Source organism: Vibrio sinaloensis DSM 21326, assembly GCF_000189275.1.
Classification (GTDB): Bacteria; Pseudomonadota; Gammaproteobacteria; order Enterobacterales; family Vibrionaceae; genus Vibrio; species Vibrio sinaloensis.
Map to the genome: position 1 here is coordinate 1 of NZ_AEVT01000094.1, position 19,087 is coordinate 19,087.

Consider the following 19,087-nt stretch of genomic DNA (forward strand, 5'->3'; position numbering starts at 1 on the left):
GATAGACAGATTTCGAAGCAGCTCAGCATTTTCACGACAAGTAATCATGGTGACCTACTACACAGCGCAAGTATTGTTTACACTATCTGCGTTGAGTGCCTACAACGGTTAACACTAGGTATCATAGCTATAAAGTAAATCATCGTACGACACTCCGCCTATTTGATAGGCGTTTGGTTCTCGTTCACGCAGCACAAACCCCACTTTTTCTAACACTTTGCATGAAGCAATGTTTCCGTCAGTCACGATTGCATTGAATGCCTCAACCGGAAAGCTGTTTTTGGTATGCTGGACCAACGCCAGCAAGGATTCAGTGCCATATCCTTTGCCATGAAACTCCGGCAGCAACAGATACCCCACTTCCACATGACTAGGCTGACTTTCCGAGCGGCATAACCCTGTAATACCAATCGCAGCATTTGATTGTTTATCCTCAATCACTAAACACAACCAATGACCGCTTTCCCAATTCCATTTTGGTAAACGGCTTTCAAAACGCGCTCGAATCTGCTCGGTACTGGGTTGATTAAAGGCATACCTGATGACGTCTTCGTCTTGATGTAAACGTTGAAACAACGGCCAATCTGATTCCTTCATTGAACGCATTACAAGGTTCGAAGATTCGATAAAAGTCATAGGTTTCCTTATTCTAGTGATTCCAGTAGTGCTTTTTGCGAGCGCGCAATGAGATCCGTCAATTCGCTTCTGTTTTCAAGATAACAAGTTACAGGCTCACTGTCCTTTTCTATCGCTAAACAGAGATCAAATAATGCTAATAGACCTAAACTCCCAGCGGACCCTTTTAACTTATGCGCCAACTGTTTAGCGTGTTGTTTGTCATCTGATGTTACACACTCTGCAAGGCCCTCAAGCAGCTCATTACAACCAAGCTCAAACAGACCAACAATTTCCCTCATCTTATCTGCGCCCAGAATGGCCAAGTCGGACTTAATGATGCGAGTATCTATGATTTCTCTCGTATTCACTTCTGCTCTCTCTTCGTTGCAATTTTGCTCTAATAGCAGTGGTTTGCCTTCTAAAATACTCTGTATCAGCTTACACAGCTCATCTTTATCAAGAGGTTTCGGTAGATAGCCATCAAAACCGGCAGCCAAGTAGCTTTCGACCTCTTCATTAAATACATGTGCAGAAACCGCAACCATAGGGATTGAGTCACTCTCTTTTTCTAGCGCTTTCAACTGTTCCATCAGTTCTACACCGTTGCAATCAGGCAAGTTAATGTCTAACAAGGCGAGGTCATAGTCATTTTCTTGATAAAGCTCGAGCGCCTGTTTTCCGTTAGCACCCGTATCCACTTGATGCCCTAAACTGTGTAAGAACCCTTCCGCAACCAATTTGTTGACCGGATTGTCCTCCACCAAGAGTACTTTCGCTTTTAGTCGGCAGTTGATTACAGCCTCATTGACTTCAACCTCATTGCCTTGCGCAAGAGGAATGGAAAACCAGAAACGACTTCCCTGACCAGCCGAGGATTCCAAGCTCAATTCGCCACCCATTGCCTCAACGATTTTTTTGCTGATCGCCAGTCCAAGTCCTGTACCACCTTTTGAGCTTAAACCGCCACTCGCTTGAGTGAAGGCATCGAACAAGTTTTGTTGTTCTGAAGGCGAAATACCAATTCCAGAATCGGACACCTCAAACAGGACTCTTCCAGGCTGCTCTGGGTCTTCCGCTACATAGATATCAACATGACCGTGATCGGTAAACTTAATCGCATTACCGACTAAGTTATTTAGCACTTGGCTAATACGGGTCATATCGCCGCGCCAATAACGGCCCAGCTCAGATTCAACCAAGCAACTTAGTTGTAGATGTTTCTCTGTCGCTCTGCCATGCAGCAGTTGCTCGACATCTTCCACCATGGCACGCAGATCAAAGTCAACTGGACGTATCTCCAGATGCCCCGCTTCAATTTTCGAGTAATCGAGCACATCATTAAGGATAGCGAGCAAGGTACTGCCACTTCGGTTAATGACATCAACATAATACGCTTGCTGCTTATTAAGGCCTTCGTCCTGAAGCAACCTTGCTGTACCCAATACACCATTCATCGGTGTACGAATTTCATGACTCATGGTGGCGAGAAACGCAGACTTAGCGCGACTGGCTTGCTCTGCTAGTTGACGGGCGTGAGCATGATTTTCAACTTCTTCATTTAAACGTTCATTCGCTTGTTGAAGCTGATGAGTTCGTTCTGTTACCAGCTCTTCCAAATGCTCCTTGTGTTCTTCCAGTTCCTTTTTCGCTTTTACTTCACTTTCAGCGACGACTTTCAACGCCTGAGCAGTATTTCTGGCGGTGATGATTGCTTGCCCCATATGTGCAAGCTCGTCGTTCCCTTTTACGGTGATGTCTACTTTCAACTGGCCTTGAGCAATGGACGCCAACGCCGCAGAATACTCCGCTAGGCGCTTTAATACTTGAACATATACGACGCGCCAAACGATCATTACAACGATAACCATGCCTAAAACTGTGATGATTGTTAGCGTCAACTGAGCATAGTCTAAGGTTGTTTTTAACTTATCGACCGCACGAGTGGTTGCGATGTTCGAGTCATCGACTAACTTGCTCACTGTCGTATTTAAGTCAGAGAATCGATCTAGGGTATCTTGTAACAGTTGTTGAGCGGATTGTTCATTGTCGTAGCGCTGCAACAATACATCGAAAACCACATCTCTTTGCTCTAGCTTGATCAAAAGTTCTGACATCTGAGCAGAGCGGGTTGGGTCTTCCACGGCCTTAACACGGCGTTTCATAATATCCAGATTATGGGTGAACTCCTGACGAATAGTACGAATACGATCAACATCAGAAATGGTGCGAGCCTCTTCGATATGGTTGAGCATCTTAAAAGCTAGCAGGTGAAGTTCATGCAGGCGCTCGGCAAGATCAAGATCGACTTCCACTAAGGTGTCGAGTGCTTTGTAAGCCGTGTCAATTTTGTTTTCTTTAAGTAAGTCATAGATGTGAGTCACGTTAGCAACCGCGATGGTCGACGTGTTTGATACTTGCGTCCTGGTTAACTGCTCCAATTCTGTTGCTAGTTGACGCAGCTCTTCAGTACGCACGAGTAAGTCATCGGCCAAAAACAAGCGTTTTTCAACCACAATACCAAGTTGAGCGAGCGTATTGATAACGTGCTGTACATCAGATTCGAGCTTGCTAAGTAGTTTTGAATCGAAAGAATCTGAGCCGAGCTGCTTGATATGTGTGAGTAAACTTTCAAGCTGAGCAAAGAGTTCTTTGCCTGAGCGCTGACGTTGCTTCTCTGTCTTTGCGTTAGAAAGCGCTTGAACGGAAGAGATAATTCGCGAACTTAGCTCCGAGACTTGGCGTGCTTCGATCATTGAAGGTATTGCGCTATTAACAACGTTTCGCTCTGTTTTGGCTACCGAGCTGAAACCAAATACACCAATTAAAGCAGATAACAGTACCAGTAGTGCCATTGCTAAGAACGCAAACAATAACTTACGTCCGATACTGGCTTTTGCTAATAACATCGAAACACATCACTTCTTATGTCTGGTAGAATAAGCCATATTTTGCAGTGTTTGATGCGCCTTTACCAATGAAATACATCATGTCTTTGATCTCACTAGTAGCAAAGCTGGCTTCGGCTCTTGTCCCTCTTTCGCTATCTCTGTACAGCACGCATGCATTTGCGAACGAACCATTACGTATTTGTGCCATTTACCCCCACTTAAAAGACTCTTATTGGTTATCGGTTAATTACGGCATGGTTGATGAGGCGAGCAAGTTCAACGTAGACCTAAGAGTTCTTGAGGCAGGTGGGTATCTAAACCTTGAAAAACAGAAAGAGCACCTACAACTTTGTACTCGTTGGAACGCCGATGCCATCATATTGGGTACTGTCGCACCAGATTTGTACTACAGCTCGATCACCCAATTTATTGGGAAAACGCCCATTTTTGCCACTGTAAACAAACTACTGCTCGACGAACAGAATCTTAGCGTGCTAAAAGGTGAAGTCGGTGTTGATTGGTACTGGATGGGCTATTACACGGGTCAATATCTTAAAGAGAAGCACCCAACAGGTTCAGGAAAGGCGAATATAGCTCTGTTGCCAGGGCCTCGCTCTAGTGGTGGGACGAAACCGGTCCTTAAAGGCTTTTACTCTGCAATTAAAGATAGCGACATTCATATTGTTGAGACACTTTGGGCAGATAATGATAAAGAGCTTCAGCGCAACCTAGTGCAAAAAGCGATTGATCACGAAGATCTAGATTATATTGTCGGGAGTGCTGTCGCGATTGAGGCAGCCATCAGCGAATTGCGAGCCGTGGGGAAAACCCAAAGTATTGGATTGGTCTCCACTTACCTCAGTCACGGAGTATATCGAGGTTTGCTACGCAATCGCGTGGAGTTCGCCCCGACAGACAAGATGGTTGAACAAGGTCGTCTATCTATTCAACAAGCTGTGAAGTATTTAACTGACCAACCCTACAATCGTGTCGAAGCGCCCATCATTGAACCGCTGACACCAGAAAAACTAAACCGTAAGGTGATCGCTCAATCGCTATCACCATCAGAATATAGACCAACATTTTACGTATATAACGACAAAAACTAGGAAGTCTGAATGGAAAAAACAACACGTACTATCCCTGCACATAAACACGTTGCGTTAGTTGCGCACGACAACTGCAAACCCGAGCTTTTACGCTGGGTGAAGGAAAATAAAGAGAAGCTTCAACGCCACTTCTTGTATGCAACGGGTACTACGGGAAACATGCTAAGCAAGGAAACTGGCCTAGCCATTAAATCGATGATTAGCGGCCCCATGGGCGGAGACCAACAACTTGGCGCGCTGATTTCCGAGGGAAAGATTGATGTATTAGTGTTCTTTTGGGACCCACTTAACGCAGTACCCCATGACCCGGATGTCAAAGCACTTCTGCGTATCGCAAGTGTATGGAATATCCCAGTAGCAACGAATCGTGCGACGGCTAAGTTCCTATTTGATTCAGAGCTCATTGAGAAAGAGCTCGATATCGAGGTTCCAGATTACGAAGCCTATTTAGCCAAACGAACATAAGTAAAAAGCCCAGTTTAGTGACTGGGCTTTTTATTTGAAATGTCGAGTTACTTTATCTCACCGTAACGTTCTAGGTACAACACAGTAGCAGCGGTACGCGAAGGAACTTGCAGCTTCTTGAGCAAACTCTTCATATGAACTTTTACCGTAGATTCAGAGATAAACAACGTATCGGCAATCTGTTTATTGCGATCCCCTTTCGCGACTTCGCGCAAAATCTGCATCTCTCGGTCAGTTAACTCATCAAACACATCAGAACTATTTTCTCTATCTGCCAAATACTTAGCTACTTCTTGGCTGTACGCTTTGTTACCGCGTAACGACAATTTCAATAAATCGACCAGTTCATCTGGCTCAGTATCCTTTAGTAAGTAACCGTCTGCGCCAGCTTTAACTATTGCTTCAATATCAGCAGGGCTATCTGAAACGGTTAGGATAACAATCGCTGCATCGCAGTCATCGGCACGTAAAGCATTTAGCGTATCTAATCCCGACATCCCTTTCATGTTCAGATCGAGCAATACAAGATCAGGTTTGTGTTCGTGAGCTTTAGCAACCGCATCCGCACCATTGCTGGCTTCGGCGACAACCTCGAATTCGTCTTCGAAGCTGAGTAATTGGTGGATACCGCGCCTCATCAGTGGATGATCATCCACTAGTAATACTCTACATTCGGTCAATGTTCGCTTCCTTAATTTTTGGATATTCTAAAAGCACTTCACAACCTTGGTTGGACTTGCTCTTCACCACCAGCGAGCCATTCAATCTTGACGCACGCTCTTGCATGATACTCATGCCGTAGTGATTAAGTTTTTCAACACTTTGATCAAAGCCTACACCATCATCCGTTACAGATACCACTATTTGAGTATCGGTTTCATGACATTGAATGCAAATATGTTTTGCATTTGCGTGTTTAATGGCATTAATCGTTGCTTCGCGTATCAATTGCAGCAGATGCACTTGCTGATTGGCATCAAGCTCAATGGATGAAAGATCATTGCTAAGCTGTATTTCCGCTGTCGTTTGCTCTGAAAGCTGCTCTGTCATTTCCGTGAGGGCATTGCCGAAGTTACCCTCTTTGATTGTAAGCCGGAATGTCGTGAGTAGTTCTCTAAGCTGCGTATAGGCAGATGAAAGGCCTGTGTCCAACTCGGCCAAAATCGGAGTCGTTTTTTCAAGCTGAGAACTTTCTGGTAAACGGGCAATTCCTCTTTTTAACAACGAGACTTGGATCTTTAAGTACGACAAAGATTGAGCCAGTGAATCATGCAGTTCACGAGCAATTGTCGCTCGCTCTTCCATCAAAAGCAGTTGCTCTGCTTGTCTTTGAGCTTGGTTGTAGTAAACCGCCCGAGAAAGGATCTGTACGAAGTTGTCTATTAGCGCCTGATCGGGACATGGCAATGAGACTTTCCAATACAAGGTGCCCAACTCCACACCATCAAGTGACAACGGTTTGCTTTGGCAATTGTTGTCACACCCAGAACATTCCGCACCTTCTGTAAGCACCAAAGGTCTTTCACCTTCAGCCGTGATTTCGAGTTTTGCCGCACTGATTCCTTCAAGACTCACCAGGTGAGCCAAGATTGCTTCAAAATTATCCTGTCCTATACGAGAATCAGTAAGCTCCTGAGAAGATTTATACAGCACCTTTAGGGAGTTATTCGCATGCTGCAGCTTTTGGGTTTTCTCATTGACCGCTTTTTCTAGGCCACGATACAACTTCCCGAGATCCGCGGCCATGTTATTGAACGTACGCGTGAGTATGCCCATTTCATTATCACTATTAACGTTTAATTCGACGTTAAAAGAGCGAGATTGGATTTGTTCGCTTGCTTGTACTAAGGCATTGAGCGGACGAACAATTTGCTTACGAATATAATGAACAACAAAGATTCCGACGATAAGAATACCACCTAAACCTAACCCACCTACCCAAGCCAACTTAATCAGCTTTTGTTCGGAAAAATTTTGCAGCTTAAGCACGAATGCATCGATTTGGTTAACGAAACCTGCAACTAGAACCAAATACCTGTCTCGGTCTTGGCTCTTTAGTACCATTTTCAATTCGTGCCAACGAACAATCAAACGGTAGTAATCATGAGTAATGTCGCTAGGTACTGTCCATCCCTGCAACGCTTTCATCGAGGGTGAATAAATGGAGCGCTCAAACATTTCGATATGCGCACTGTAATCAACCGAACGTGTTTGGATATCGTGAGCGAGTCGATAACTCTGCATTCGCATCGATCCCGACACGTTAACCGCTTCCGCATCATTTAAGCTTGATGCCAAAGTAATGATGGCGAAGCTGGTTGTCGCAACCGATAAAGCCAGAATCAAACCCATTGCCTTTGCGACCGTTTTCGTGACCGAATTCTTCACACTTTTAAACACTTACTCACCATATAACGAATGAACTACCGTCTTATTTACATTTTAGCTGGCTTGACGAGCACAATATGTGATCAAACCCCTCGGAATTTATTGATCTAAAACAAGAACCCCCAGCAATTAACCCATTAGGGGTATTTATACGAATATGTCAAAAACTACAATTTGTGTGAGCTTTAATGACAGTTTATTAATAGCAAATGTGAACTATGCTTAGTTCAAGTGGCAATAGCTATAGGTGATGTAGTGGTAGACCTATCCAAACGCAGTTTTTTTTCTCGCAAACAAGTCGACGAAACCAACGTCAGACTTCCTTGGATAAAAAGTGCGTCTGAGTTTACAGAATTATGCTCAAGATGTGGTAAGTGCGCAGACAATTGTGAAACAAATATAATTATTAAAGGTGACGGTGGTTTCCCTACTGTCGATTTCTCAGTTGACGAATGCACGTTCTGCTATCAGTGCGCAGAGGTATGCCCTGAACCTATTTTCTTAGCCCAAAGTGAACAACCTTGGAATGCAAAAGCCGCTATCAATAACCAGTGTTTAGCCCAACAAAATGTCGAATGCCGAAGCTGTGGGGATATGTGCGAAACCATGGCGATAAAGTTTAAGTTAGAAATTGGCAAAGTCGCACAACCGAATATAGAACTTGATGAATGTAACGGTTGTGGAGCGTGCGTTTCAGTATGCCCTACTTCATCAATCAATGTGAGCAATTTAGTTTAAAACGGAAACAATCTATGTCACTAAACGAAGTGCATATTTCCAGTTTAGTAGTCCACTGCGCGCCCGAGCATCTCTCCGAGATCAAAGCGCAAATTGAGAGCTACGATAATGCGGAAATCTATGGTGATAGCCCTGAAGGTAAAATCGTAGTGGTTTTGGAAACGGAAAACCAAGGATTTATCACCGACACTATCGAGACGATTAACAACCTACCTAACGTCTTAAGTACAGCGCTGGTTTACCACCAGATCGAAACTGGACTTGACGACGATGAATCAAACAAAAACAACATTGGAACTCAATATTCCCAAACCGAGGGTGAAGTATGAAGATGACAAGACGAGCGTTTGTGAAAGCAAACGCGGCAGCATCAGCAGCAGCAGTCGCAGGTATCACTCTACCAGCGTCTGCGACCAATCTGATCGCTAGCTCAGACCAAACTAAAATAACGTGGGACAAAGCCCCTTGTCGTTTCTGTGGTACTGGTTGTTCAGTTCTTGTAGGTACGCAAAACGGCAAAGTTGTTGCGACACAAGGTGACCCTGAAGCACCAGTAAACAAAGGCCTGAACTGTATCAAAGGCTACTTCCTCTCTAAAATCATGTACGGTCAGGATCGCCTGACGCAACCTCTTCTTCGTATGAAAGATGGTAAGTACGACAAAGACGGCGAATTCACGCCAGTTTCTTGGGATGTTGCTTTTGACACAATGGCTGACAAGTGGAAAGAAGCGCTTAAAAAACAAGGCCCTTCTGGTGTTGGCATGTTTGGCTCGGGCCAATGGACTGTCATGGAAGGTTACGCTGCCGCTAAAATGATGAAAGCAGGCTTCCGCTCTAACAACATTGACCCGAACGCACGTCACTGTATGGCATCTGCGGTAGGTGCTTTCATGCGTACGTTTGGTATCGATGAGCCGATGGGTTGTTATGATGACTTCGAAAATGCGGATTCATTCGTACTTTGGGGCTCTAACATGGCAGAAATGCACCCAGTACTATGGACTCGTATTACTGACCGACGTTTAAGCCATCCCCATGTTAAGGTCAACGTTCTTTCGACCTACTACCACCGCTCTTTTGAATTGGCTGACAAAGGCTACATTTTCGAACCGCAAACCGACTTGGCAATCGCTAACTTCATTGCGAATTACATCATCGAGAATGATGCGGTTAACTGGGACTTCGTTAACAAGCACACCAACTTCAAACAAACAGCGACCGACATTGGCTACGGTCTGCGTGACGATGACCCACTGCAAAAAGCAGCGGCGAACCCGAACTCAGGTAAAATGTCTTCGATCTCTTTTGAAGAGTACAAAAAGTCAGTCGCACCATACACACTAGAAAAAGCATCTGAAATGTCAGGGGTATCTAAAGAGAAACTGGTCGAACTTGCTAAGCAGTATGCCGATCCAAATACTAAAGTTATGTCTCTTTGGACTATGGGTATGAACCAACATACTCGTGGCGTGTGGATGAATAGCTTAATCTACAACATTCACCTTCTAACAGGTAAAATCGCGACACCGGGTAACAGCCCATTCTCGTTAACGGGTCAGCCTTCAGCATGTGGTACTGCTCGTGAAGTGGGTACCTTTGCTCACCGCTTACCTGCGGATATGGTCGTCGCGAATCCTAAACACCGTAAGATCGCTGAAGGTATTTGGAATATCCCAGACGGTGTTATTCCACCTAAACCGGGCTACCACGCAGTACTTCAAGACCGTATGCTTAAAGACGGTAAGCTAAACGCTTACTGGGTAATGTGTAACAACAACATGCAAGCGGGTCCAAACATCAATGGCGAGCGTTTGCCAGGTTACCGTAACCCAGAAAACTTTATCGTTTGTTCTGACCCGTACCCTACAGCAACGGCGCAAGCTGCAGACTTAGTGCTTCCTACAGCAATGTGGATCGAAAAAGAAGGTGCTTACGGTAACGCTGAGCGTCGTACTCAAGCATGGTACCAGCAAGTAGGTACTGTGGGCGAAGCGAAATCTGATTTATGGCAAGTGATGGAGTTCTCAAAGCGCTTCAAGATGGAAGAAGTGTGGACAGAAGAGCAACTAGCTGCGGCACCTCAGTACCGTGGTAAAACCATGTATGACATGTTATTCGCAAACGGTGTAATCAACAAATACCCTATCGAAGAAGCACGTGAGTTAAACGACGATGCTCACCACTTTGGCTACTACGTTCAGAAAGGTCTATTCGAAGAATATGCAGAGTTCGGTCGCGGCCACGGTCACGACTTGGCACCATACGACGTTTACCACCAAGTTCGTGGTCTTCGCTGGCCTGTTGTTGATGGTAAAGAGACGCTTTGGCGCTACAAAGAAGGCTCAGATCCATATGCGAAAGCGGGTTCTGGTTGGGACTTCTACGGTAAGCCAGATGGTAAAGCGCTTATTATCTCAGCACCTTATGAAGCGCCACCGGAAGCACCTGATTCAGAGTACGACATGTGGTTATGTACTGGCCGTGTCCTTGAACACTGGCATACAGGTACTATGACTCGCCGAGTTCCTGAGCTATACAAAGCGGTACCGGACGCAGTGGTCTACATGCACCCTGCTGACGCTAAAAAACGCGGAGTACGCCGTGGTGAAGAAGTTCTGATCACAAACAAACGCGGTGAAGTACGTGTTCGTGTTGAAACCCGCGGCCGTAACCGTCCACCTGAAGGCTTGGTATTCGTACCATTCTTTGATGCTCGAATCTTGATCAACAAGCTGATCTTAGATGCTACTGACCCGCTGTCTAAACAAACAGACTTCAAGAAGTGTCCAGTTAAGATCACCAAGATCGCTTAATTAAAAGAGCTTGGCTGCCTAGTAAAGGGCAGCCATATCTAAGAATTTAGCCATTAGGCGGAGAAAAAATAATGAAAAAATTTCTGATTGCGCTGTTATCTGTAGGCGCGCTGGTTAGCGGTGTAGCTGTAGCAGAACTTGAAAACCCCGGCGGTATTGGCGGTCTAGAATCACTTCGTGGAGCAAGTGAACTCGAATCAACTCGCCCTGCTGACGATTTTAAGAAATACCCAAAAGAACAAGTACTTGAAAGTAGCTTTGTTTATCAGCCACCTCTGATTCCTCATAGCATCCGTAACTATGAAGTATCACTGAATGCGAACAAATGTCTGGCGTGTCACAGCTGGAAAAATGCGAAAGAGATGGGCGCAACAAAGATTAGCGTAACGCACTATGTTAACCGCGAAGACGCCGTTTTGGCAGATATGTCTCCTCGTCGTTACTTCTGTCTACAATGTCACGTTCCTCAAGCGAATGCTCAGCCTTTGATTGAGAACGATTTTAAGAGCGTAGACTCGCTTAAGTAAGCGGTTCATGAGTAATTAAGAGGCTGCATATGAAAATACTAAAAGCGTTTTGGAAGAGGCTAACGAGCCCAAGTAAAGCTGCCGTTGGTGTGGTTTTATTCATGGGTTTCGCTGGTGGTCTTCTATTCTGGGGCGCATTTAACACGGGTATGGAGGCAACGAACACAGAAGAGTTCTGTTCTGGTTGTCACGCGCCTATCGTTGCTGAAATCCAAGAGACTATTCACTACTCTAACCGCTCAGGCGTTCGTGCTATCTGTTCTGATTGTCACGTACCTCACGAGTGGACAGACAAGATTGTTCGCAAGGTTCAAGCATCAAAAGAGCTATTCGCCCACTTTGTAACGAAAACGATTGATACACCTGAGAAGTTCCAACAACGACGCGCACACTTAGCCGAGCGTGAATGGGCTCGTCTGAAAAAGAACGACTCATTGGAATGTCGTAACTGTCACGAGTTCGAATACATGGACTTTTCAGAGCAAGGTGATCGTAGTGTGAAACAACACTCAACTGCCCTAGCAAATGGTGATAAAACGTGTGTAGATTGTCATAAAGGCATCGCACATAAATTACCAGACATGCACGGCGTTGAAGGCTGGCAGTAAGGAGACAGACAATGAGTACTTTAGAATCCGTTATCTGGCACGTCCTCGGCTATGGAGCCATGCCATTCATCATTTTATCTGGCTTCGCGGTAGTTGCTGCAATCTCTATTTGGGTACTATCACTTGGCAAAGATAAGGAAGTCGACTAACAAAGACTTCCTAACGCTGAGACAATTTTTGCCTATTTTGTATCATGCGTAAAAAAGCCACCGCAATTGCGGTGGCTTTCTCGTTTCTAGTACCTTGAATTATTCTTCAGGGTAACCTTGCGGGTTATTCGACTGCCAGCGCCAAGTATCTGAAGTCATCTCTTCTAAAGAGCGAGTTGCTTTCCAATTAAGCTCATTCATTGCCTTAGCAGGATCAGCCCAACATTCTGCGATATCGCCAGGGCGACGCTCAACAATCTTGTAAGGGACGTTTTTGCCCGATGCTTGCTCAAACGCTTTAACCATCTCTAGAACACTTGAACCATTACCGGTTCCAAGGTTGTAGATATGCAGGCCTGATTTGTCACCTACTTTTTGCAAAGCCGCAATGTGGCCATCGGATAGGTCCATAACGTGGATGTAGTCACGTACCCCAGTACCATCTGGTGTTGGATAATCATTACCAAACACAGATAAGAACTCACGGCGTCCTACCGCAACTTGAGAAACAAACGGCATCAAGTTATTTGGAATACCTTGCGGGTCTTCACCGAGTTCACCTGTTGGATGTGAACCCACCGGGTTAAAGTAACGCAGCAATGTAATGCTCCAATCTGGGTTCGCTTTTTGGAAATCCGTTAAGCACTCTTCCACCATTAGCTTGCTTCTGCCGTATGGGTTAGTTGCACTTGTTGGGAAGTCTTCTGTAATAGGCACTGAAGCAGGATCGCCATAGACTGTTGCTGACGAAGAGAACACTAATGTTTTAACATCCGCTTCTCGCATCGCGTCAACCAGAACCAGGCTACCATTTACGTTGTTATCGTAGTATTCCAGTGGTTTCTCTACAGATTCACCTACCGCTTTTAAACCAGCAAAGTGGATTACGGCTTTAATATCATGTGCTTTAAGAGTTTCAACAAGTAAGTCTTTATCTCGGATATCCCCTTCAATAAAGGTAGGCTTTACACCTGAGACTTTCTCAATACGCTCAAGTACGGTTTGCTTGCTGTTGTATAGGTTATCGAAAAGAACAGGCGTCATCCCTGCGTTGATCATCTGAATCGTGGTGTGGCTGCCAATATAGCCCATACCACCTGTAACCAAGACGTTCATAGTACTACCTTTTTTATGATTAGACCTGAATGGTAACCAACTCAAGCCAAAAAATATATCTTGAATTTGAGACAAGCTTTGTGCCCGCTTATTATTTGTTTTCGCTAAGGACAAATTGCCCTTTGCCTAAGCTTTTTGCCTTGTACATTGCGGTGTCTGCAGCTCTTAGTAATTGATCCATGGACACATTTCTTTGCTCAATGTAATGAACGCCAATACTCGCCCCGACATTCAGTATCCGACCTCGATAAACAATGTCTTGCTGTATCAGCCCAATTAACCTGTCTGCCAAAATAGAAATACTTGCTTTATCTGTCGATGTCAGCAGTACCACAAACTCATCACCAGATAACCTTGCAACCAAATCTTGGCTTCTTACTTGAGACAGCAGGCGTTCTGACACCTGTTTAAGCACTTCATCACCGGCATCATGCCCGTAGGTATCATTCACTAACTTGAACCCATCCAAGTCCAAATAAAGAAGAGCAAGACCATTTTTTACTTCGCGTTCATCTTTCAAACATTCATCGAGAACACGATACAGGTGCGCCCTATTGGCAAGCCCTGTTAATGAGTCATGGTGGGCCAAGTATTCAAGCCTTTCCATCTCTTTTACGCTCGATAGATCAGATAAGATATAAACAAAGTCGCAGCGCGCCTCATCGTCTTTGACATTGATTTTTGACACTTTGACAAACATCGGCACCATATGGCCGAACAAGTGTTTCTCCCATATTTCACCTTGCCATTGGCCAAACTGATGCACTGAGTCTTTGATGGTTGGCATCAATGAGCGAAACTGCTGCCATTCGAACGTTTCTTCTGGAGTTTTACCTAACAACGCTTCTTGGCTGTAACCCAGTAGACGACTTACCGATGGGTTGACCATGGTGATCACATCATCTTGATTCGTCACCATTAAGCCGTCTTGGCTGTTCTCAAACACACCTGCTGCTAAGCGCTGTCGGCTTTGCGCTGCCTCGACTTCGGTGATGTCCTGAATGGCGAACAAGATTTGACCGCGTTTACTCAGCTTGGTCGAGCTAACTTGAAGCAACTGATATTGCTTAAATACATCTCGAATCCAAACTTGGCGATCAGTAAACTCCTGGCCCTGATGAATCGCTTGGTGAACAAAGTTGACGTCATCCGTTTCAATCAGATCGTCTAAATTGGCTCCTTTAATGAAAGCACTGGTACAACGGAATACATCGCAAGTGGCGCCATTGAAATGGACAATTTCACCCGTATTATCCACAACAATGAGAGCGTGTTTAACCGTTTCTACCACTTCGTTAGCAAAGGACTTTTCTTCTTCCAACTTATCTAGCGTATAGGCCACTTGCTGTTCTCGCTGACCTAGCCGATCAAGCATGGTGTTAAACGCACGCACAAGATCACCAATCTCATCGTTGGCAGCGTTCTCTGTGGTTATGTCGCGTCGTTTTCGATTAATAAACGCATGAACACCCATATTTAAGTTGTAAACTGGCCCTACGATAAACTTGTCTACTGTCATGTAGAGAACAAGCGCAGCAACCACGAGCAACACAAAGAATATAAAACTGCTGCTGAGTGCCGTGTGATACAAAGTTTGAAAGGATTGTTTCGAGATAATGACTCGAAGCTTGGCAATCACTTCGCCTTCCATCTCTACAGGAACCAGCAGGTAAATGTACTCATCCGCGACAGCAAAAGTGTTGTTCTTTATCTCCTCACGCTCACGCTCAGTCGGCACCGGAGCGGCTGTTCCTTCCCGCTCATACATGGCAAACAGCTGACCATTCGCAGTGTAAAGTTTAACTCTTACCACTTCTTCGTCAGCAGAAAATGCATCAAGGACTTCTGTTGCGCTATAGCTATCGTTGAAAAGAATGGCCGCTTGTAAATTGTATGCGACCCCTTTAGCCAAAACGGTTACGCGATTAATGAGGTTCTCTTTTTGCGTTTCAAAAGCAGAAACAAAGGCTGTCCCCTGAGTCGCGAAGAAGATAATGCCAGTAAACAAGACAATCGGCAGGATCAGCTTACTTTTCAATGACAAACTATTTAGAAGCTTCATTGGCGGCCTCCTTCGATGTCAGCCACTCGCAAAAAGTTCGCTGATAATGTGTACTCGCCAATGTTGTCTAAGTTAACTTTAGGTTTGATTCGACCACTTGTGGTCGCCAGTTCAATCACACCGCCCTGTTGGGTGAAGCTCTGAAGATCACTGATTGATAATGTGTTGGCTTGGTCATATTGGATGAGATCAATATTCTCTACTTTGGAGATGTAAAGAACATCACATTGTTCATCGGTAACGTGTAGAGGTTTATTTCGAATGACTTTATCTTTGGTAATGTTAACCAACAGTGCTCTCACCTTTTCATCGTCTGGCGCACAGATATTTATCGTTGTTTTTTGTTCTTCATGATTCCAATAAACAAAACTGGCAATACGATAAATGTATACCGCTTTCACTTGCTCTGGAGTAAATTTTGCCCAAGCTTGGCTTGGTAGAACAGCAACGAGAAGCAGCAAAAATAGCACATACCACTTAAAACTCATGCGATACCCTCACGTAAACCAGTTGTTCGTTCGGGTATAAAGCCCAAGAGTCATAGGATTTACCTGATTGAATCTTCTGCGCAATGAGTTCAAACAGCGGCGCGTTGCTGTTCTTTCTCCATGCTAAGCGAGAATCAAAGGTAAAATGGGCTTTCACATCATCCAGACTTGCTCCAACTGGGTATTCGTAAGCTGCGAGCATTTCGTCGGTATATTCGTTATCCAGGTAATGAATAACAAAATCCCATTGGACGTTTTCATTAATATTCCACAACGTTTGCAACGACGCTAAGTGTTGACTTGGGAGTGAGAGGAAATGCTCATCATCGCCGTTAGAATATGTTCCTCCTTGCCAATTAGCATCAACGCTGAGATAGCTGTATGTCGCGTAAACACTCAATTGCTCATTAACTTGATAGTGCGACGCCAACTCTATCCCTTTCGTTTTCGCGCTATAGTCATCAGAATTAAAGCAGAACCAAACGTGTTCTAAACCGGGATACACCACATCATTAAAGCAGTCGTTACCACGAATGTTTTCGTAATCACTATAGAAAACGGTCGCGTCCAGCTCAAACTTGTCTGACGAATTAAAACGATAGCCTAACTCAGCTGTCCAAACCGTTTCATTGTCCAAATCATCGTTTGGCAATGTCAGATTAGTCGCACCATAAGGTACCCCATTAAACCACTCCAAACGCGTTTCTTGATAATAAGAGTTGCTATCCATATAAGAAGGCGACATCACTGCTCTACCCAATCCTCCCCAGACTTGGTGAGCGTCATTGAACGAATACAGCAACCTAGCCTGCGGTGACAGCTCAAACGTAGAATTCTGTTCGAAGTATTCCCCTTTAATGCCAACCACACTGCTTAATTTAGTTGTCCACGCGTAGGTCGATTGAATAAAAGCATTAGCGATGTAATCGTTAGCACTAGAAATATCGTAAGTTCGGCTATAACTCGGTAGTTGGTAGAGATCGACGTCTTGCCAGCGGTCGTGGAAAGTAAGGCCGATATAGCGAGCGCCGCCACCAAAGATAACCTCATGCTGCGGTGTATAATTTTTGGTGTAATGCGCTTCTAAATCGACGGTAGTGTATTCACCCGGCGCATCGGGAGATTCATCCTCCACATGATCAAACCATAGGCTAGCTTCAAGCTTTTGGCTCTGTGACTCTTCGTACTGGTAGTTAAACTGCGCGTAGACACTCGTTGAGGCAACCTCTCCACTGACTGGAGCCAATTTTACGGGCTGATTGTATGGATCGCTTGGCTCAAAAGTAATGTCATTCAACTCTAATTGGCTGGTCATTTTGCTGCCACCAGCTCTCAATTGCCATGCCGAGTTTTGCTCAGCGTTATCGATTTGAATGCCAGCATTATGCCACTGCCAATTATCGCTCGAACTGCTTAAAAATATGGGATTACTTTTTGTCTTATAGAACGCACGTCCAGATGTCGATTCGGAAAAGCGAACACCTTGTCGAATCGACAAGTCGTAGGCAGAGTATCTTCCCACAGTACCGCTAATGTAACTCCCAAGCGTTTCTGAGCTTGGCTTGGTGATAATGTTGACGACACCATTGGCAGCATTGCCCCCCCATATAGCGCCACTAGGGCCTCGAAGCACTTCAATGCGGTCAATATCGGCTAATACGTAATCTAGCGTGCTCCAATACACGCCGCCGTAGATAGGGCTATAAACACTTCTACCGTCGACCATAACCAGCATTTTGTTATACAGGCCATCATGGAAACCACGCGCTGAAACATGGTAAGTATTTTCATTCCATTTAGATACATAAAGACCCGGAACCAGAGAGAGTGCCTCAGCAATGGTTCTCACACCGCTCCTTATTATTCTTTCATTTGAAAGGACATAGACAGATGCTGGAATTTCAGTCAGTTTTTGTGAAGATTTAGACGCAGTTTCCATCGAGACATCGAGCATAGACAATTGCTCTAGACTCATTGACATCAACTCATCTAGATTGTCACTTGCCGATGCAACAAAGCCTGTTATCAAGAGAGAGGAAAATACAATAGAGTGCTGAAACATTACGTTACCTAGCTATATTAGCAGCCTCTATTATTTCACTTATCAATATTGATTGATATTTCATGGCACTTTTTTCCTTAAGTTATTGATCAAATAATGAAACTGATCACTGTTTGTTATTGTGAATTGAAACATCTTATCCATTAAGTCTAATTGGAATTTTATCTAGATGAATAAAAAATACCGTCAAGCTCAACTGTGATATGGGTGAAAGTTTTGGTCAGTGGCAAATGGGGTGCGATGAACAAGCAATGCCATTTATTGATCAAGCCAGCATTGCATGTGGCTTTCACGCCTCTGACCCGACCATTATGAGTAAAACCATCAAGCTCGCTATACAACATAATGTAATGATAGGTGCCCACCCAAGCTACCCAGACTTACAGGGGTTCGGGCGCAGAAGTATTCCTTGCTCAGAAGCCGAAATTACCAACTTAGTGATTTACCAAGTTGGCGCATTAAAAGCCATGTGTGAAAGTCAAAATACAGAAATTCGTTACGTAAAACCGCACGGGGCACTGTACAACGACATGCAAAAGGATCCATTGATTTTTGAAGCCGTGGTCGACGCCGTCTCTTGCTTTAATGTGCCACTAATGACACTCGCAATTCAAGACAAGCAAGTGATGCTGGACATCGCAGATAATTATGATGTGCCATTGCTTTTTGAAGCCTTCGCCGATCGACGTTATCTCTCTAGTGGGCAACTCGCCCCCCGAAGTTTACCTGGCTCAGTCATCCATGATGAAAACGAGATCCTCGATCAAGTCCGACAAATTACCCATTATGGAAAAGTTAGAACCCTCGATGGCTATACTATTTCTATCGATGCCGACACCATCTGTGTCCATGGCGATAACCTTGACGCCGTCAGAATGATAGAAAAGATTCGTACCTCGATTAACGGAGACATTGGCCAGTGAAAATAGAAACCACCGTTGACCCTGTTGCCGAGTGCTCTGTTCTTATAAAGTTTGAAGCACCACCTAGTGCTAACCTCTCGTGGATCATAGGTGAAATCAGCCTTTATTTGCGCAATCAACTCGGCGCTTGG

The 19,087-nt window shown here is 44.7% G+C and carries 17 protein-coding genes; 9 read left to right on the forward strand and 8 right to left on the reverse strand.

The window, feature by feature from the left end:
- Positions 1-114 precede the first annotated feature (114 nt).
- Together RH45_RS16950 and torS are read right to left on the reverse strand one after the other, a co-directional pair.
- Positions 115-636, reverse strand: a complete 522-nt coding sequence (locus RH45_RS16950) for a GNAT family N-acetyltransferase (RefSeq protein WP_008079394.1) — start codon at positions 634-636, stop codon at positions 115-117.
- 8 nt (positions 637-644) lie between these two features.
- A complete protein-coding gene (torS, locus tag RH45_RS16955) occupies positions 645-3,524 on the reverse strand; it encodes a TMAO reductase system sensor histidine kinase/response regulator TorS (RefSeq protein WP_008079395.1) in 2,880 nt (959 codons plus the stop codon).
- 80 nt (positions 3,525-3,604) lie between these two features.
- On the opposite strand from torS, the gene torT reads away from it, so the two are divergent.
- Together torT and RH45_RS16965 are read left to right on the forward strand one after the other, a co-directional pair.
- On the forward strand, positions 3,605-4,615 hold the full coding sequence (torT, locus tag RH45_RS16960; protein ID WP_008079396.1) for a TMAO reductase system periplasmic protein TorT: 1,011 nt from the start codon (positions 3,605-3,607) through the stop codon (positions 4,613-4,615).
- A 9-nt stretch (positions 4,616-4,624) separates the two neighbouring features.
- Positions 4,625-5,080, forward strand: a complete 456-nt coding sequence (locus tag RH45_RS16965) for a methylglyoxal synthase (RefSeq protein ID WP_008079397.1) — start codon at positions 4,625-4,627, stop codon at positions 5,078-5,080.
- A 47-nt stretch (positions 5,081-5,127) separates the two neighbouring features.
- On the opposite strand, the gene RH45_RS16970 is transcribed toward RH45_RS16965, so the two are convergent.
- Together RH45_RS16970 and narQ are read right to left on the reverse strand one after the other, a co-directional pair.
- Positions 5,128-5,760 (reverse strand): response regulator, encoded by a 633-nt coding sequence (locus RH45_RS16970; RefSeq protein WP_008079398.1) that lies wholly within the window; start codon positions 5,758-5,760, stop codon positions 5,128-5,130.
- Positions 5,747-7,480: a nitrate/nitrite two-component system sensor histidine kinase NarQ gene (narQ, locus tag RH45_RS16975; protein WP_008079399.1), complete on the reverse strand. Its 1,734-nt coding sequence runs from the start codon at positions 7,478-7,480 to the stop codon at positions 5,747-5,749. Before narQ ends, RH45_RS16970 begins: the two co-directional genes overlap by 14 nt.
- Positions 7,481-7,723: 243 nt before the next feature.
- Between narQ and napF the strand changes: the two genes are divergently transcribed.
- The 6 genes from napF to RH45_RS23005 all read left to right on the forward strand — a co-directional run bounded on the left by napF (position 7,724) and on the right by RH45_RS23005 (position 12,305).
- Complete coding sequence (gene napF, locus RH45_RS16980) at positions 7,724-8,206, forward strand: ferredoxin-type protein NapF (protein WP_008079401.1); 483 nt, start codon at positions 7,724-7,726, stop codon at positions 8,204-8,206.
- Between the two features lie 14 nt (positions 8,207-8,220).
- Positions 8,221-8,535 carry a chaperone NapD gene (locus RH45_RS16985; protein ID WP_008079406.1) on the forward strand — a complete coding sequence of 105 codons (315 nt, stop codon included), beginning with the start codon at positions 8,221-8,223 and terminating at the stop codon, positions 8,533-8,535.
- Positions 8,532-11,021, forward strand: a complete 2,490-nt coding sequence (gene napA / locus RH45_RS16990; protein ID WP_008079407.1) for a periplasmic nitrate reductase subunit alpha — start codon at positions 8,532-8,534, stop codon at positions 11,019-11,021. The genes RH45_RS16985 and napA overlap by 4 nt, the downstream gene beginning before the upstream one ends.
- Positions 11,022-11,092: 71 nt before the next feature.
- The gene (locus tag RH45_RS16995; protein WP_008079408.1) at positions 11,093-11,548 is read left to right on the forward strand and encodes a nitrate reductase cytochrome c-type subunit; all 456 of its coding nucleotides are present in this window, start codon (positions 11,093-11,095) and stop codon (positions 11,546-11,548) included.
- 29 nt (positions 11,549-11,577) lie between these two features.
- Positions 11,578-12,156: a NapC/NirT family cytochrome c gene (locus RH45_RS17000; protein ID WP_008079409.1), complete on the forward strand. Its 579-nt coding sequence runs from the start codon at positions 11,578-11,580 to the stop codon at positions 12,154-12,156.
- Positions 12,157-12,167: 11 nt separating this feature from the next.
- The gene (locus tag RH45_RS23005; protein ID WP_008079410.1) at positions 12,168-12,305 is read left to right on the forward strand and encodes a TIGR02808 family protein; all 138 of its coding nucleotides are present in this window, start codon (positions 12,168-12,170) and stop codon (positions 12,303-12,305) included.
- Between the two features lie 99 nt (positions 12,306-12,404).
- Here the strand turns inward: RH45_RS23005 and galE are convergent, their stop codons facing one another.
- The 4 genes from galE to RH45_RS17020 all read right to left on the reverse strand — a co-directional run bounded on the left by galE (position 12,405) and on the right by RH45_RS17020 (position 18,033).
- On the reverse strand, positions 12,405-13,421 hold the full coding sequence (gene galE / locus RH45_RS17005; RefSeq protein ID WP_008079411.1) for a UDP-glucose 4-epimerase GalE: 1,017 nt from the start codon (positions 13,419-13,421) through the stop codon (positions 12,405-12,407).
- Positions 13,422-13,512: 91 nt separating this feature from the next.
- A complete protein-coding gene (locus RH45_RS17010; protein WP_008079413.1) occupies positions 13,513-15,483 on the reverse strand; it encodes a sensor domain-containing diguanylate cyclase in 1,971 nt (656 codons plus the stop codon).
- Positions 15,480-15,971 carry a YfiR family protein gene (locus RH45_RS17015; RefSeq protein WP_008079416.1) on the reverse strand — a complete coding sequence of 164 codons (492 nt, stop codon included), beginning with the start codon at positions 15,969-15,971 and terminating at the stop codon, positions 15,480-15,482. Before RH45_RS17015 ends, RH45_RS17010 begins: the two co-directional genes overlap by 4 nt.
- Positions 15,961-18,033, reverse strand: coding sequence for a TonB-dependent receptor plug domain-containing protein (locus tag RH45_RS17020; protein ID WP_008079418.1), 2,073 nt, complete (start codon positions 18,031-18,033; stop codon positions 15,961-15,963). Before RH45_RS17020 ends, RH45_RS17015 begins: the two co-directional genes overlap by 11 nt.
- A gap of 173 nt (positions 18,034-18,206) precedes the next feature.
- Here RH45_RS17020 and RH45_RS17025 point away from each other — a divergent pair, with 173 nt between their 5' ends.
- On the forward strand, positions 18,207-18,956 hold the full coding sequence (locus RH45_RS17025) for a 5-oxoprolinase subunit PxpA (RefSeq protein WP_277422223.1): 750 nt from the start codon (positions 18,207-18,209) through the stop codon (positions 18,954-18,956).
- Positions 18,957-19,087 lie beyond the last annotated feature (131 nt).

Excerpts from the sequence above, each read along its gene's own strand:
- RH45_RS16950 (WP_008079394.1), bottom strand. The coding sequence starts at position 636 with ATGACTTTTATCGAATCTTCGAACCTTGTAATGCGTTCAATGAAGGAA.
- torS (WP_008079395.1), bottom strand. The coding sequence starts at position 3,524 with ATGTTATTAGCAAAAGCCAGTATCGGACGTAAGTTATTGTTTGCGTTC.
- torT (WP_008079396.1), top strand. The coding sequence starts at position 3,605 with ATGTCTTTGATCTCACTAGTAGCAAAGCTGGCTTCGGCTCTTGTCCCT.
- RH45_RS16965 (WP_008079397.1), top strand. The coding sequence starts at position 4,625 with ATGGAAAAAACAACACGTACTATCCCTGCACATAAACACGTTGCGTTA.
- RH45_RS16985 (WP_008079406.1), top strand. The coding sequence starts at position 8,221 with ATGTCACTAAACGAAGTGCATATTTCCAGTTTAGTAGTCCACTGCGCG.
- napA (WP_008079407.1), top strand. The coding sequence starts at position 8,532 with ATGAAGATGACAAGACGAGCGTTTGTGAAAGCAAACGCGGCAGCATCA.
- RH45_RS16995 (WP_008079408.1), top strand. The coding sequence starts at position 11,093 with ATGAAAAAATTTCTGATTGCGCTGTTATCTGTAGGCGCGCTGGTTAGC.
- RH45_RS17000 (WP_008079409.1), top strand. The coding sequence starts at position 11,578 with ATGAAAATACTAAAAGCGTTTTGGAAGAGGCTAACGAGCCCAAGTAAA.
- RH45_RS23005 (WP_008079410.1), top strand. The coding sequence starts at position 12,168 with ATGAGTACTTTAGAATCCGTTATCTGGCACGTCCTCGGCTATGGAGCC.
- galE (WP_008079411.1), bottom strand. The coding sequence starts at position 13,421 with ATGAACGTCTTGGTTACAGGTGGTATGGGCTATATTGGCAGCCACACC.
- RH45_RS17010 (WP_008079413.1), bottom strand. The coding sequence starts at position 15,483 with ATGAAGCTTCTAAATAGTTTGTCATTGAAAAGTAAGCTGATCCTGCCG.
- RH45_RS17015 (WP_008079416.1), bottom strand. The coding sequence starts at position 15,971 with ATGAGTTTTAAGTGGTATGTGCTATTTTTGCTGCTTCTCGTTGCTGTT.
- RH45_RS17020 (WP_008079418.1), bottom strand. The coding sequence starts at position 18,033 with ATGTTTCAGCACTCTATTGTATTTTCCTCTCTCTTGATAACAGGCTTT.